This is a genomic window from Psychrosphaera aquimarina (assembly GCF_032461525.1).
Lineage (GTDB): Bacteria > Pseudomonadota > Gammaproteobacteria > Enterobacterales > Alteromonadaceae > Psychrosphaera > Psychrosphaera aquimarina.
In genome coordinates this window covers 348,413-364,169 of record NZ_JAWCUA010000003.1, presented here as the reverse complement: position 1 = coordinate 364,169, position 15,757 = coordinate 348,413, and the positions used below count along the sequence as shown (strand labels likewise).

The window sequence follows — 15,757 nt, the reverse complement described above, 5'->3', positions numbered from 1 at the left end:
CAATAAATAGAATAATAGATGACTATTCAATAATGTGCTGAATTGTATAGAATTAATTCATCCAGTACAGTAAAACGGCGCGTTCTAGCCCTAATTTTGCTAATCGTATTTATTAGATTTTGTGCAGTTAAATGCACAAACAAAGACGGGCTGTTAACCCTGTATAAGTAACAGCCTAGTTATTAAGGGTGGGCAAGTGCTTGAGTAATTAATAGTCTTGCTTATTTGAGTAGGAACAAACCATTCTTAGACCGTTAGTGGTAAAACCATTATTGTCTTGATAACTTATTTGTTGTTGCCCACACCCATGTATTGTGTGATAGACATAGACATAATCTCTAAACCAATCTGAGCTTTCCAACGCGCCAATATTCATGTGTAAAATAGACTGCCCATTACTATTACTGCCTATCGCAAAAATAAGGTCATTCTTAATATGCAATTCACGATTGCGATCTCTGCCCAATTGCACCCAACCTAAAGGCTCGCGATTGGTGCCAATAAAATAAACATATATATTCGCACTTAAACCGGTAACATCGTTTTCTAATGACTTAAAGAAGGTGTCATGTTGTTCTAAACGAGAAAGATCTTCCTTCTTTATCCACTCTGACATTAAGTATTTAACCGCATCTGAAAAAAACAAAGCCCAAAGTGTATCAACATCATTAAACTGTGTAGTCAGATAGTTTACAAACGCCATTTTGTTGCAATCACTTTTAGTACAATTATCTAATGTAACCTCTATTTTTGCATTTTGGATGTGGACACTGTTCAAGATTTTATTAGTGACAATCCCAAATTCGGTTGTAATTGAGTGCGATATTAAATATTCAATCTTTACTGGACTGTAAGAATCGGCGTGTTTTATTTCGTACTTTACCATTTCTTGTGTTACTTCAACGCTGGTACACTCTGGCTCTTGTTGCCCACATACAGTTTGTTGACCAGCCTGAACATTCATTGTGAGCAAGAATATGATGAATATAGTTAGGTTTGATATTCCCTTCATAACTTACCTTTTTTCTTTTACTAAATTTAATATTAATTTATATAATCTCTATTAGCTAATCGTCTTTTTTCGAGATTAAATACCTTGAGAGATATTGCAAAAAAATAAACAACAACACACCGATACAAAGACTAAAAACAAATGGGTTATCTGCATAACTAAAACCGTCATAGCGATTTGATATTGTCACTTTACCTAAAATCAATGAAACAATTATTGTTAGCCCGATCACAAACATCATAACTACATCTTTATTTAATGGTGTCGTTTCCTCAGAAACATGGATTGGATTGCACTTCGCTTGCTTAATTAACTGCTCAATTTTGATTGCCCGTTCCGGCCACTTAGCTTTGTCTAAGCTTTCGAAACACTCCTGTAACTCCTTTAAGGTATAACGTTCAAAGTTAGGTTCCATAAATCACTTATTTTCCATTACGTATTGCATAATATTAATATATGTATCGGTCCAATAAATATCTTTGTGGTTGGCTAAATAATCTAATAACTCAGCATGCGCTTTAGTACTCACCGTTAGATGATCACCACCAATACCATGAAATAATATATTGGCAATGCCACCTTGTTGTTCCGCTTTTTTAACAAAATCAATTAGCTGCTTACCGGTTACGTTTTCTGGTGTAAACAGTAAGTCGAATTTTTTAGGTAAGTCTGGATTATTCGCTTTAATCGCAACAAATTTTGGACGAACTCGTTCCACGTAATTACCATCACTCGCCAATAAATCACCACATGGAATAGTAAAGGTTCTGTCCTTTTTGCCATCAATCGCTTTTAACATGGTATTGGCTAATGTGACCTGCTCTACCATTTCTACTACCGTATTTTTGTCCGTGTCATGCAGTGGATTAACCCAATCCCTGTTAGGTAACGAACCACGACAAGGGTGATACACGGTATGATTACCTAATTCGTGACCGTTGTTGGCCGCAGCACGCCAAACCTCCATATACTCATCAACCGCTGGCGATGCCAAGGTTAAATAAAACGAGGCTTTCAAATTGTGTTTGTCTAGTTCTGGAATGGCATTGTGGATTTGGCTATATAAACCATCATCATAAGACAAACTAACAGCGGCTTTGTAATGTTTTGGCCAAGTAAAATTATTATCATCTTTGTTTGCCCAAACTGGCGTACTAAGCAAAAACAGTGACAGCAAATATGGAGTGAGTTTAATTAACATAAGCACTACCCAAACTGATTAATTTTGATTAGTGTTTAACATGTTGAAACATAAAGCAATGGTTTATACTTTTTAGGAGATGTTATTGAAACTTACGACACCCACAGAGTCTGACATAAATACGATAAGTCAGTGGTTTCCAGATGAAATCCACCTAAGAACGTGGTCGGGACCTAAGTTTCGTTACCCCTTTACCCAAGCCTCATTTTATCAAGACTTGAGCATGGAGCGACTCCCTTCATTTTGCTTAAAATACTCTGAAAAAAATGAGTGTGTAGATACCGATATGTTAGTTGGTTTTGGTCAGTATTATTCTAGGGTGGGCAGATGTCATTTAGGTCGCCTGGTGATTAACCCTGAATGTCGTGGACAAAATAAAATAGCGGATTTAATCCATTTGTTAGCGCATGAAGGTTGTGCGCAACTAAAGGCGGATATGCTGTCTTTGTTTGTATTTCACGACAATCATAAAGCCAAAAACGCTTATCAAAAATTAGGCTTTGTAGAAGCCGAGTACCCTGAAGAGATGCCGATGGATGGTTGTGTTTACATGGTTAAACATTACAAAAGTTAATCATTTTTTATACCAATCTCATCAAGTTTTTAGTCATTAAAGATAGGTAATGTGAATGTACGCAGTGATATTTAAAGCACAAATTGCAGAGTTAAATGATGAATATTCCAAAACTGCAGCAAAAATGCGAGAGTTAGCATTTAGTAAATATGGCTGTTTAGACTTTGTTGCGGTATGTGAGGGTGAACAAGAAGTGGCGATTTCTTATTGGCCAGATGAACAATCGATATTAGCTTGGAAACAAGATCCGGAACATCTTCTAGCACAACAACTTGGCCAGAAAAATTGGTACCAATCTTATAGTGTTGAAGTAGTTGAAATTAAACGCCAATATCGTTCTAACTAAGTTAGTTTATTAGCTAATCTTTAATTCCAGTACTTGTACTGGCATTTTTAATGGTACGAACAAACAAATATATGGCTGTGATTCCAGCAAACACAGACGCTAAAGGTGTGTAACCAATTTGCTCTAAGCTAAAATCTTTAGAAACAGCAACATAGCCAATTAAAAACCCAAGCTGTGCTAGCCCAAATAACATGACCATAAAACAAATACCAAGGGTGACCCAGTTAAATATCGTTAATCTTTTTTCCATTGGAACTCTTTATTATCCGTAAATATAACTTAGTTAGCAGAAGTGGCAACCATATGCTGCCACTTGTGATATTTCAACCTTTGTCGTATTAGATTAATGCATTTGCCAAGAAGGCCAAGATATACGCAAGTACGCCGTAGGCGGCGTATAACCCCCAAGATAATTTGCTATTTCCGGTTTCTGCTTTCAATGTCGCAACGGTGGCAACACACTGCAAAGCTACAACATAAAATAATAACAAACCAATACCTGTACCTAATGGCAAGCCATCGTTCATTATATTTTGTGCGAGGCCAGCAATGTTTTCGTCAGCCCCTTCCATTCCATATAAGGTACCAAGCGCGCCAACAAACACCTCTCTGGCTAAGAACGACATTAAAATGGCAATACCATAACGCCAATCCAAACCAAGTGGGGCAAAGATAGGCTCAACAAAATGACCTATGCTCCCTAACCAAGACTCTTCTAAACTTGCATTCAACGGGAAATAACCCAGAACCCAAATGCCCACCGCGACCATAAATATAATTGGCGCAGCACGTTTTATAAATTGTACGCCACTGTTGATCACTCTGTGATAAAGCGGTTTCCAATGTGGTAAACGGTAACTTGGTAATTCAATAATAAATGGCATTTCAGATTTTTCATGGTCGGTGATACTTGAGCGGCTTAATAACGCACTAATAATCAACGCCGTGACGATACCAAACATATACAAACCAAAAAACGTAACCCCTTGCAGGTTAAATATTCCTAACCAATAAACATCAGATGGGATAAATACAGATACTAATAACGCATAAACCGGTAATCGTGCTGAACAAGACATTAACGGAATTGTCATCATAGTGATTAATCGTTTGCGCGGAGATTCAATCGTACGTGCCGCCATAATGGCCGGGATAGCACAGGCGTGACCGGAAAGGTAAGGAATGAAACTTCTTCCAGATAATCCAAAATAACTTAACGGTTTATGACAAATTAATGCCGCTCTGGCTAAATATCCGCTGTCTTCTAGCAAGCCTATAATGAACGTTAACACCATAATTTGCGGTACAAACACTAAAAACGAGCCAACACCACCAAATATGGCGTCATTCAAGAAGTCCGTAACGACTCCTTGTCCTGTGAATTGCGTGATGAAAACAGCCATGCCGGCAATAATGGTTTCCACCCCATCCATTAATGGCGATGCCCAAGTAAAAATACTTTGGAAGAGCACAAACATAATGGCTAAAAATGCAAATGAACCAAACAGGCTATTCAGTAAAAAATTATCAACCTTGTTTTGATTTTTAAGCACTACATCTTTATTTATTGCGTAGGTCTTAGCCAATGCACGGCTGAAATCGACCACTTCTTTGGTGGTTTCTAATGGAATCTTTGGAACCAAAGGATTGAAGTTTTTATACTCGGCATTTAACAAGGCATTTTTAAATTCAGCGATGCCATCAAGTGAACGGGCAGACAAAGCATAAACCGGAGCACCGAGTTCATTGGCTAACCCATCTATATCTATGTCATGGCCAAACCGTTTTACTTCATCGATAAAATTTAAAACATATACAATGGGTTTGTTTGCTTTGCTGGCTAACAGTTGCGCTTGTAATGCAAACACTAAACTGCGCTCTAACCGAGTGGCATCTAATACACACACAACAAGCTCAGTTTCGTCATCGTTTACACGAAGGGTCAGTTGTTCAACCGCTACTTGTTCATCAATGGACATGGTGCTTAAAGAATAAGTGCCAGGGAAGTCTATAACTTCATACTCTCCCATTGCGCCACTTTTAATTTCAACGGTGACACCAGGGTAGTTTGCGACTTTTTGTCGAAGGCCAGTAAGTTGGTTGAACAATAGGCTTTTGCCACAGTTAGGTTTACCGACTAAGAGAATTTTTTTCATAATTAATTATTGTTCGACGTTGAGATGAAAATTTGTTCAGCTAATGCTTGTTCTAATGAATAGACACAATCACCAATTTGAATGACTAGTGGGCCGGAAAAAATGCTTCTACGTAGACATTTAATATATTGGTCAGTTTCAAACCCCATTTCTACCAAACGGGTGCTGACTGAATCATCTAAATGCTCACAAAGATGGGAAATGTTTGCAGTTCCACCCTTGTGTAATTCCCATAAAGTCATATGAACCTCAATTCTAAAGAAGAGAAACCATAATAACCTTATTTATTCGAACTGTTAAATGATAATAGTTATTATTACCGTTTAGTTTACTCACTTTTGATCTATGTCCAATTTTTGCCAATAAAAAAGGCAGTGAATAAACACTGCCTTATTGATGTTATCGATTTGGATAACTAACCCATATTAACAAAAATGATTATTTTTCATTAATTTGCCAAATCGCTACTGTGCCAGAGATTTCGTTGCCTATGACTAATAACGCTTGGTTTGTTGGACTATGTGCGGCATCAATAAACTTCATTCCTTCAGGTGCTAAGTCACCTGTTATGTCAGCATCTTCAACTAAACCTCGGTTAAAGAAGTAATCAACAAAGTTCACATCATATGGATTAGTAATATCAAACACTAACATGCCACTCATTCTCTCTAAGCCAACAAAAGCATAAGTATTATTGCCAATTTTACCTAACGCTAGGGCTTCTGGCTCTGCACCTTTAGCATCTGAACGGGTATCCCCAACATTTTCATCTTCATTATTATTAAACGCCGAACCATGCATTGCTGCCGTTATCTTGGCAATTTGGTCGCCTGAATCAAAAATTAACAAACCATTTTGATCCCAAATAGAAAATGAACGAGCGCCAAAACTATATAAGTCGGCGTACTCACCATCATCGTTTTTACCCATTGATGACGTCACGATTAAACGACCAAGGCCATCATTGCCACCCATTTCACTGATATAAGCATCTAATTCAGGTGTTACGGTCGCTAAATCTTCCAAGTCTTTAGCACGTACTTCATCGGTATAAGCAATGCACACTTCTTCACCGTCATCCCAATCATACGATCCAGAAGGAAAATCGGTTTCACATTCCGCTTTACCCGCATCTTCTGCAGCATCTCGCTCAAAAGCGATATACTCTCTTGCGTCACCTTCATTTGCAGAAACAACAAAGTCTACGCCATTCCATTGATAAGAATCTATGGTGTCAGGTTGGTATAAACCATATAAATGTTGGTATTTTTTGAAGTTAATGCCGCCATCTTTATCAGACACGTCAATTTGATATTCACTCCAGTCCTTAACGCCCAACCCAACTACTTTAACGCTGTTATTACTAAGATTGACAATGGCCATGGCATTATTATCTTGTAACGAAACATACGCTTTACTGTTGTCCTTAGATACAGCGATGTATTCCGGCTCCAAGTCTTGCGTTACAGTATAAGTGCGCACTTGGCCTTTAATCGTTAGTCCATTAGGATTGGCAAATTTAACGCCTTGTTGTTCTAACTCTTGTTGTTTGTCGTTGTAATCTTCAAAAGTGATCTGTGTTGCTGTGTCTGCCGGTACGCCGTTTGTTACGTTAATGACGGAGATAGATCCTTCAGGGTCAATCACATAATCATCGGCAGGCTCACCTTCATTGGCAACCAGCACTTTTTTACCATCATGACTAAAAACAACATTATCAGGTAAGTCACCCACTTCTACATTTTTGATAAAACTTGGTGCTGCACCAGAGATATCATAAAACGCGACATGTCCATTAACACCTTTAGTACCTGAATCTACAGCCACGGCTAACAAGTTATTGTTATTATCAACGGCAATACTGTTGGCATCGCCCGATAATGATGCACTGGTAGCTAAGTTTATGGTTTGAGATGCGGTTAGATTGGTATTGGTAATGACCCCTTCGGTATCAGCTGTTAATTCAGCTTTATCCATACCATTGATATCAATGATCTCAACAACCGCAGGAGATGCTGAGCTATTAATTGCATATACCCAACCTGTAGAGTTTTGATAAGAAACGATTTCAGCTGCACCTTCAGGGTCACTGGCATTTAATTGAGCACGACCGACTAGTTCAATCTCTAACATTGTCGTTGCATCTTTGCCGTCAGCCCCATCAACACCGTTAGTGCCATTTACGCCATTTGTACCGTTAACGCCATTTGTACCATTAACCCCATCGTTACCATTTACACCGTTTTCGCCGTCTTCTGCACAACCGGTAATTAATGTAGCTAATAACAGTGCCAAACTGGTTTTTCTGTATTTCATTATCAATTCCTAAACCTTGTTATAAGTGATTGTTTATAAAAAATTTAGGTGATTAAAAGATAAGTTGATGACCTTAGGATTGCAGCAAAATGACAGTTTAATGTTTGATGTTTTTTATCTGTAACTAAGCTGTCATTTTTCAGATGTTATTTTCAATAATAAAATGAAGGAGTTAACAATATGCGGCCTTATTAAGCCAACGATTAATCTAATAAGTCGTTAGCTGCACTGAGTAAATCAGCATATGTGCCGTCAGCTAAAGACATGCCATCAGATGTTAATGATTGACCTGAATTGACTAAAAAACGCTGTTTTATTCCAGCATTTTTTGCGGCTTGAATATCGGATTTTTTATCGCCAATCATAATGGATATTTCCGGATCTAACCTATGTTCATGCATTGCTTGGAATAACATGCCGGGATTAGGTTTACGACAATCACATTGCAATAAATACGGTGGATTCGCCTTGGTAGGATGATGTGGGCAATGATAAACCGCTAATATATCTACCCCATTGAATTTAAATTGTTCGGTCATCCATGCGCTAAGTTCTTCAAACTCCTGTTCGGTATAATAGCCTCGGCCAATACCTGACTGATTGGTGATAATAACAATTTGATAACCAGCTTCTTGAAACTGTTTACATGCTTCAAACACACCTTGAATAAACTCAAAATCTTTTGGCTCTGATACATAACCATGATCGACATTCACTACACCATCACGGTCTAAAAACAATGCTTTTTTATATTCAGTATTAATATTTAAAGATTGTGCCATTAGAGTGCAAAGTCCTTAACAATACGGTCAAACTGGGTTTGAACTTGTTCCACCGTTATCTGTTGCATTAAATCCGTCCCTTTGACTCTCACACCCCATTTAAGTTTATCCGCAGGCTTTCCTTTTTGCTGTAACAAATTTTGATGATAAACCTCAGCAACATAATCTTGATATAAATAAGGGCCTGTACGTTTGGGGTTTGAATGAGCGTAAACACCAATGACAGGCGTTCTTTGCGTCACTGCCATGTGAGCAGGGCCGGTATCTGGCGCTAAGACTAATGACGCATTTTTTAAACACATTAACATTTGTTTTAAACTGGTTTTGCCAATGAGGTCCATAATTTCAATTTGTGCATGTTGTTTTATCGCATCACCAAGTTCACGGTCGATTGGCGCTGGACCACCACAAAGCGCAACATTAAACCCTTTACTTGCAGCATAGTCCGCAATAGCAGCATAACGCTCTGGTAACCAATTACGTTCTTTTTTACTGGCAGCTGGCGAGATCACTAAGGTTTTAGAATCTGGTGCAATATGTTGATTGGCAAATTCGATGTCTTGATCTGAAACAGGAATGTCCCAAGTTAAATTGTTTAGTTCTGATATTGGCACACCTAGCTTTTCTGCAAAGCCAAAAAAGCCTTCTAATACATGAGGTTCACACTGTGGAGCAATACGTTCTTTGGTGAATAAAGCGTGTAATTCTTTTGCTCTGCTCCAATCAAAGCCAATTTTACGTTTAGCGTGAATAAATTGTGCTGCCCAATTGGCTCTTAAGGCCACTTGCATATGCAATAACACATCGAACTGTTGTCCGACTAAATCTTGTTTAAGTTGTTTAAAGGCGGCTTTGCCTTTGGATTTATCAAAAATCACAAAATCAACGCCTGGCAACCCATCTAGTAACATCTTTTCTATTTTGCCAATAATCCAAGTTATTTTAGCGTTTGGATGCTGTTTTTGAATTGCTTGCACGGCAGCGACGGCATGACATACATCACCTATGGCTGATAACCTCAAAATACAGATAGATTGCAAAGACACTCAAACTCCTAGGTATAAAGTACAAAAATAAATCGCGCAGAAATAAAATCAAATTGGCTTAAGTTGGTAATGCTAATGTATGATTTACACTATTCCAACTTAAAACTTGTAAGAACTCGTATTGTTATCAAATCCAACTCATTTGTCTTGGCATAAAACTATACAAGATGGACACACTATATTGGCCCATAAAAGTCTAAGCGAGCCTGTCACGCACGATTGGTTTGATGCGGCATTTTGGGAAAAACAAAACGCAATCACAGGAGAATCCAAAGGTAGAAATACCACCTATTTTATTAAATACCTAGGCAACAACACAGAGTCAAAACAAACACGACACTTTGTATTACGTCATTATTATCGTGGTGGGTTAGTTAGTAAGGTATTAAACGATGAATTTCTTTATACCGGAATAGAAAATACCCGCAGCATTGCTGAATTCACCATGTTACAAAAAATGGTGGAGTTAGATTTGCCCGTTCCAAATCCCATTGCGGCTATGGTCACCAAAGTATCTGGCCTGTGGTGTCGGAATGATATTTTAATTGAACGTATAGTCGATGCTAAAGATGGTTTTTATTGGTTAATCAGTCAAAACTTAACCGATCAAACATGGCAAAATATTGGGGCAACAATAAAACAGTTTCATCAAAATGGCGTTTACCATAGCGATCTTAACATCCACAATATAATGATAGACAAAAACGGAAAGGTGTTTTTAATTGACTTTGATCGCTGTGAATTCAAAGCACCGTCTGATACTTGGCAGCAAGCTAACTTAGCCCGCTTATTACGTTCATTAGAAAAAGAAAAAATAAGGAACAAACCTTCCACTTTACCGACAGACATTGGCAACAATTGTTATTGGGATATGGGCAATGATTTATAAAATAAAGCGAACATTCAGTTTGTTTATTTATAACCTCTTATTAGTCATCTTTACCTGTGTGGATTTAGTTAAATGGGTGTTTGCATTATTCCGACAAGTTTTATTTTTTGCCTTGGGTAAATCCTTAACCGGAGCCGAAAAACGTGATTGGGCGTGGGGCCAAAAATATGGTTTGGTGGCTCGGGAGTTGTTCTCACCAACAACCCAAATAAACTCTGTAGATGTTAAAACTGTGATGTTCCACTGCGCATCTGTCGGAGAAGTTGTCGCTGTCATTCCTTTAATCAAAAACCTTATAAGGTCCAGCCTTCACTGCGACATGAATTTACAATTTGTGATCACCACAAATACGAAGACGGGAAAAGAACAGCTGTTACGGCTTTTAGATGATTCATTAATAGATAAAGTCAAACACTGTTATTTACCCATTGATTTACCTTGGCTGATGTCATCACTGTTAAAACAAGTTAACCCTGACATTATGCTGATCATGGAAGTTGAGTTATGGCCAAACCTAATTAACCAATGCCATAAAAAACAAATTCCAGTTTGCATTGTAAATGCACGTCTGACTGATAAAACCAGAAAAGGGTATCAAACGGTTGGAGTATTGGCTGAGGCCATGATTAAGCAGTTACAACGGGTCTATGCCCGTAATCAAACCGACTTTGATAATTACATAGCCATGGGTATTGATAACAATAAACTGACGTTATTAGGCAACATTAAGTTTGATATTGGCCAAGCCGATTTAGTTGCAGCTGAGCAATTAAGAGCATCATTAAACTTAACTCATCGCCAAGTCATTATTGCAGGGAGCAGTCATGAAGGTGAAGAAAGCTTATTGGTTGATGCCTATAAACAATTTAAAACTCAAAATCCGCACTTAATATTAATCATTTGCCCACGTCATCCACAACGCTTTGAAACTGTATTTGACTACTTAAACAGCCAACAACTGAACGTTGTTAAGATGAGCGAATCGACAACCTCCAATGCCGATACCGATGTATTACTCGGAGACCAAATGGGCCAACTGAGTAAATTATATGGTGTGTGTGACATCGCCTTTGTGTGTGGCTCATTTGTTAAACGTGGAGGCCATAATCCAATTGAGGCTGCCGCCTACGCCAAACCCATCATAATGGGGCCTCATGTGTATAATAACCCAGAGATTTGCCATACATTGCAATCTGACGGGGGATTATTTATTGCCAATAGCAACTTTGAGTTTATTAGCCAGATTAATACGTGGTTATCGGCACCAGAGTCTATGCAGGACGCAGGAAATAAAGCCTTAAGTACATTAACGGCTAATGCTGGAATTATAGAAATTATTAGCTCAGAATTATTACAAATGTTAGATAAGTCAACACCATGAAAAACGTATTTAACACTGAACTCATTGTGATTACCGCTCAACATATTGCTGATAATTTTTCAGGTTTTAATCAAAACGGTTTTATCAAACTGGCCTCTGACGATATTGAACATCGAGAATTAAAAGACAGAGCAAATCAAATCTGTATCGCCCTTAAACATTACCTACCAAAAGATTATTTAACCTCATTATCAATATTATTAAACACGTTACATCCAATCCAAGATAATCAAGATCTGACAGAGATCACAACCGATGAAAATGGTGTTGCCGGTTGGATGATTTTACCTTTTACTCAATATATAGGTGAGTTAGGCCAAGACTACCTTGTTGAGTCATTAGAGGGTTTAAGGGTAATGACTAAGTTATTTACTAGCGAGTTTGGCATTCGTTATTTGTTACTGCAGCAACCGCAGATGTGTTTGCAAATAATGCAATCTTGGTGCGACGATAATTGCCATCATGTACGCCGCCTAGTGAGTGAAGGTACACGACCATTATTACCTTGGGCAATGCAACTGCCCTTGTTTAAACAACAACCTGGTTTAGTTTTACCTTTGTTAGAAAGGTTAAAATCCGATAACTCTGAATACGTACGCAGAAGTGTGGCGAATCATTTAAATGATATTGCTAAAAACCACCCAGATTTAATCGCTGATATCGCAAAAAATTGGCTTTTGAATGCAGACAACAATCGTCAACGCTTAGTAAAACATGCTTGTAGAACCCTGATTAAACAAGGCCATACAACCACCTTATCTGTATTGGGTTATGAACCTCCAACAGCGATAACACCGCAATTATCTTTGTCATCTACCACAATAAACATGGGGGATAATTTTGATATCCGTGTTGCATTAACCAACAATAATACCTCGTCGAAAAGCATACTGTTGGATTATGTTGTTTATCATCAAAAAGCAAATGGCAAACTGAGCCCTAAAGTATTTAAATGGAAAGCGTTTACCCTAGCTCCAGAGCAAACCATTTCTTTAACCAAAAAACATAACATCAAACAGATAAGTACCCGCAAGTATTATCCGGGGCAACATAAATGCGCCCTGTTAATAAATGGTCAAGAGTTTGCGGTTACTGAATTTACTTTGAGTATTTGATATTTAGTCGTTGTAACGGCTATCAATGAGCTACAATTAATAACAAAAAAACCTGACTTTGTTGACACTAACTTTTAGCTTGCTAAATTATAAAGAGAAATGTCTATTTGGCTTACTGTATGAATTTCATCCGTTTATTGGCGTTATTTATTGTTTTACCGTTCTGTTTCATCAGTTCCCCTATGGCAAAGACCCTACAAATAGGAACGAGTACCTCAACTGATAATAGCGGGTTGCTCACATATCTTCTGCCACACTTTACCCAACAAACTAACATTGATGTTAATTATATTGCTGTTGGCACAGGCGCTGCACTCAAATTAGGCCGAGAAGGCAAAGTGGATGTGTTGTTGGTTCATTCCGAACCCGCTGAATTAAAATATATGGCACAAGGTTTTGGCTCTCGACGTGAACCTTTCATGTTTAACGACTTTATCATTGTTGGTAAGGATCAAAATACATACACAGATTTACTGCATTTTTTTAAACACCTTGTGGATAACCAGTTGGTTTTTGTTTCGCGAGGGGATAGTTCTGGAACCCATAAAAAAGAAGAAATCTTATGGCAACAGTTTAATTACGATCCTATTGGTGAACCTTGGTACATAGAAACTGGATTAGGCATGGCCAAAACATTATTAGAAACGAATGTACGCCAAGCTTATACCTTAATAGATAGGGGAACATGGTTGGCAAAGGAAAACCAAGTTGATTTAACTATTGTTTTTGAAAATGCACCGCAATTATTAAACCCTTATTCTGCGATTGTAACTACGACTGAAAAACAAAACTATGCAGTTGCTAATCAATTTGTTGATTGGTTATTAAGCGATAAAGCACAAACGCTTATCGGCGAATTTAGAGTGAACAATAACGTATTATTTAAACCTATAGCGTTATTAAAATAATGAAGATTCGTACCCAAGTCTTCAGCACTGTATTAGTAATGTTCGTCCTGTTGATCACGATAGGTCTGTCGTTATTTTATAGAATAAATGTGATTAAACATGATGTCACAATGTTAAATACCAAATTGAACAAGACCCTTTCAGTCGCCATCGAATTAGATCTCACCTTCCATAAATATAAAGAAAGCTGGAAGAATATTTTATTACGAGGTCATACCGAAGGGCGATATCAGACTTTTTTAAATAACTTTTATAAAAACGAGCGTAAGTTATACGCAGAATTGAATGAGCTAAAAAACTTATTGGACTACGATTCCGCCCTGTTGACACCAATAGATAAACTTAGTGATGACATTAAACTTAACAGTAAATCTTACCGCAAGGCGCTAAAGATTTACTTTGAATCAGACCGTTCAGTACAAGAACTTGCGGATATGTTTACGGATTCTGAGTATGCTTTAAGTGTTGCATTAAGTGACATTAGAGAAGCCGTAACCATGTTAAGTAATGACAAACTGAATAAGTTGGAGATAGATCTTGGTTCCAAACTTATATTCAATTTTATCCTTAGCGCTCTGCTCACCATTTTATGTATTGCGTTATTATTATATATCTTAAACTTACGCATAATCCGGCCAATTGAATACGCTATTTCGGTGGTAAACCGACTTAAAAATAAAGAAGCACATGTGCGCATGAAAGCATATGGAAACAATGAATTTTCCATATATTCTGCCAGTTTTAATTCGATGTTGGATTCTATTGAACTACAAAAAAAACAATTAGAAAAAAGTTCAAGACAGTTAATGGAAACTGAAAAGCTAGCGGCATTAGGGGATCTTGTTGCGGGTGTAGCACATGAACTCAATACCCCTCTTGGCATAGGATTAACCGCGTCTACCCATGTTAATGATTCGACCAAAATCCTAAAAAGAGTGCCGATGAAGGCAAGTTAACCAAACGTCAACTTGATCAATACATAACAAACGTATTGGAAGGCACCAAAGTTATTGAAGGTAATATCTATAAAGCTAACGAGATCATTACGACTTTTAAACAAGTTGCGGTTGACCAGTCTAGCGAAAATAGACGTATTTTTGATATTAAAAAATGCATTGAAGAAAATGTGTTTAATATGAATTTAAAACACAAAGCTATCGACCATGAGATTAATGTAACGTCTGAATCGTATAATTTAGATAGTTTTCCCGGCCCTTTAGGCCAAGTCATTGTTAATTTAATTAATAATTCATTTATACATGGCTTTTCCGATGGTCGTTTTGGCATGATAGATATAGTGATAAAAGCCATAGATGCCAACTACATAGAAATTACTTACCAAGACAATGGTAAAGGCATGACACCTGCAGTGTTAAGTAAAATGTTCGACCCTTTTTTTACTACGGCTGAGGACAATAAAGGCACAGGTTTAGGCATGCCAATTGTGTTAAATATCATTAAAAAAGTGTTACAAGGTAACATTCAAATTGAGAGTAGTTTAGGCAACGGCTTTAAGGCTATCATTACTATCCCAAAACAAGTAACGGAATAATATTAACTGGCTGGTAAAAGTTATAAACTTTAACAGCCACGCCTTTTCTCCCCCTATTACAAGGAAGATATATGTATAAAATCCTAATGATATCGTTATGCTCGCTGTTGATCTTTGGCTGCACAACCAAAAATAAACAAAGTGAATTCGACTATCAAACGTCTGATCAAGGTTTAATTAACCTTTTGGTTCAACAAGGATCCAACCCAGCAAAAATACACTACATTAGCTTTTTTATAGATTGTAAGTCTCAACAGGTGGTGACGGATATTTCACAGAAAGGGGTGTTGCTCGGGTTTGAAGATGATTACATAAACTTTTCTGACAAAGACCAGTTATGGTCTACTTCTTTAAACATGTCCATGCCATTAACATTAAATGAAGTTACAACATATAGGAATAAGCTCATGCCAATTATACCTGCTGGCGCATGCAAACATGTAGGGTGGGGAGCTGCTGTAGTGAAGTAAAATTAGGGG

At 37.6% G+C, this 15,757-nt stretch carries 18 protein-coding genes; 9 read left to right on the top strand and 9 right to left on the bottom strand.

What is annotated here, in order from left to right:
* Positions 1 to 208: 208 nt before the first annotated feature.
* From RT723_RS04865 to RT723_RS04855, 3 genes are read right to left on the bottom strand one after another with little or no spacing between them, the layout of a single operon-like run.
* Positions 209 to 1,012 carry a hypothetical protein gene (locus RT723_RS04865; protein ID WP_315946088.1) on the bottom strand — a complete coding sequence of 268 codons (804 nt, stop codon included), beginning with the start codon at positions 1,010 to 1,012 and terminating at the stop codon, positions 209 to 211.
* Positions 1,013 to 1,067: 55 nt separating this feature from the next.
* Positions 1,068 to 1,427: a hypothetical protein gene (locus RT723_RS04860; protein ID WP_315946087.1), complete on the bottom strand. Its 360-nt coding sequence runs from the start codon at positions 1,425 to 1,427 to the stop codon at positions 1,068 to 1,070.
* A 3-nt stretch (positions 1,428 to 1,430) separates the two neighbouring features.
* Complete coding sequence (locus RT723_RS04855) at positions 1,431 to 2,213, bottom strand: polysaccharide deacetylase family protein (RefSeq protein ID WP_315946086.1); 783 nt, start codon at positions 2,211 to 2,213, stop codon at positions 1,431 to 1,433.
* A gap of 85 nt (positions 2,214 to 2,298) precedes the next feature.
* Between RT723_RS04855 and RT723_RS04850 the strand changes: the two genes are divergently transcribed.
* Positions 2,299 to 2,787, top strand: coding sequence for a GNAT family N-acetyltransferase (locus tag RT723_RS04850; RefSeq protein ID WP_315946085.1), 489 nt, complete (start codon positions 2,299 to 2,301; stop codon positions 2,785 to 2,787).
* Positions 2,788 to 2,842: 55 nt separating this feature from the next.
* The gene (locus RT723_RS04845; RefSeq protein ID WP_315946084.1) at positions 2,843 to 3,133 is read left to right on the top strand and encodes an antibiotic biosynthesis monooxygenase family protein; all 291 of its coding nucleotides are present in this window, start codon (positions 2,843 to 2,845) and stop codon (positions 3,131 to 3,133) included.
* A gap of 13 nt (positions 3,134 to 3,146) precedes the next feature.
* Here the strand turns inward: RT723_RS04845 and RT723_RS04840 are convergent, their stop codons facing one another.
* The 6 genes from RT723_RS04840 to RT723_RS04815 form a co-directional block, all read right to left on the bottom strand.
* Complete coding sequence (locus RT723_RS04840) at positions 3,147 to 3,383, bottom strand: hypothetical protein (protein ID WP_315946083.1); 237 nt, start codon at positions 3,381 to 3,383, stop codon at positions 3,147 to 3,149.
* Positions 3,384 to 3,471: 88 nt separating this feature from the next.
* Entirely contained in the window at positions 3,472 to 5,289 is a 1,818-nt protein-coding gene (feoB, locus tag RT723_RS04835) for a ferrous iron transporter B (protein ID WP_315946082.1), read from the bottom strand.
* 2 nt (positions 5,290 to 5,291) lie between these two features.
* Positions 5,292 to 5,531 (bottom strand): FeoA family protein, encoded by a 240-nt coding sequence (locus RT723_RS04830; protein WP_216055319.1) that lies wholly within the window; start codon positions 5,529 to 5,531, stop codon positions 5,292 to 5,294.
* Between the two features lie 196 nt (positions 5,532 to 5,727).
* A complete protein-coding gene (locus tag RT723_RS04825; protein ID WP_315946081.1) occupies positions 5,728 to 7,605 on the bottom strand; it encodes a choice-of-anchor I family protein in 1,878 nt (625 codons plus the stop codon).
* A gap of 203 nt (positions 7,606 to 7,808) precedes the next feature.
* Entirely contained in the window at positions 7,809 to 8,387 is a 579-nt protein-coding gene (gmhB, locus tag RT723_RS04820; protein ID WP_315946080.1) for a D-glycero-beta-D-manno-heptose 1,7-bisphosphate 7-phosphatase, read from the bottom strand.
* Complete coding sequence (locus tag RT723_RS04815) at positions 8,387 to 9,433, bottom strand: glycosyltransferase family 9 protein (protein ID WP_315946079.1); 1,047 nt, start codon at positions 9,431 to 9,433, stop codon at positions 8,387 to 8,389. The genes gmhB and RT723_RS04815 overlap by 1 nt, the downstream gene beginning before the upstream one ends.
* A 121-nt stretch (positions 9,434 to 9,554) precedes the next feature.
* Between RT723_RS04815 and RT723_RS04810 the strand changes: the two genes are divergently transcribed.
* From RT723_RS04810 to RT723_RS04780, 7 genes are all read left to right on the top strand, one after another.
* Positions 9,555 to 10,322, top strand: coding sequence for a 3-deoxy-D-manno-octulosonic acid kinase (locus tag RT723_RS04810; RefSeq protein ID WP_315946078.1), 768 nt, complete (start codon positions 9,555 to 9,557; stop codon positions 10,320 to 10,322).
* On the top strand, positions 10,312 to 11,703 hold the full coding sequence (locus RT723_RS04805) for a 3-deoxy-D-manno-octulosonic acid transferase (RefSeq protein ID WP_315946077.1): 1,392 nt from the start codon (positions 10,312 to 10,314) through the stop codon (positions 11,701 to 11,703). The genes RT723_RS04810 and RT723_RS04805 overlap by 11 nt, the downstream gene beginning before the upstream one ends.
* The gene (locus RT723_RS04800) at positions 11,700 to 12,818 is read left to right on the top strand and encodes a DNA alkylation repair protein (RefSeq protein WP_315946076.1); all 1,119 of its coding nucleotides are present in this window, start codon (positions 11,700 to 11,702) and stop codon (positions 12,816 to 12,818) included. Before RT723_RS04805 ends, RT723_RS04800 begins: the two co-directional genes overlap by 4 nt.
* Positions 12,819 to 12,937: 119 nt before the next feature.
* Positions 12,938 to 13,726: an ABC transporter substrate-binding protein gene (locus tag RT723_RS04795; RefSeq protein WP_315946075.1), complete on the top strand. Its 789-nt coding sequence runs from the start codon at positions 12,938 to 12,940 to the stop codon at positions 13,724 to 13,726.
* Positions 13,727 to 13,836: 110 nt separating this feature from the next.
* The gene (locus RT723_RS04790; protein WP_315946074.1) at positions 13,837 to 14,682 is read left to right on the top strand and encodes a hypothetical protein; all 846 of its coding nucleotides are present in this window, start codon (positions 13,837 to 13,839) and stop codon (positions 14,680 to 14,682) included.
* A 35-nt stretch (positions 14,683 to 14,717) separates the two neighbouring features.
* Entirely contained in the window at positions 14,718 to 15,278 is a 561-nt protein-coding gene (locus RT723_RS04785) for a sensor histidine kinase (RefSeq protein ID WP_315946073.1), read from the top strand.
* Between the two features lie 71 nt (positions 15,279 to 15,349).
* Positions 15,350 to 15,748: a ribonuclease E inhibitor RraB gene (locus tag RT723_RS04780; protein ID WP_315946072.1), complete on the top strand. Its 399-nt coding sequence runs from the start codon at positions 15,350 to 15,352 to the stop codon at positions 15,746 to 15,748.
* Positions 15,749 to 15,757: the final 9 nt, after the last annotated feature.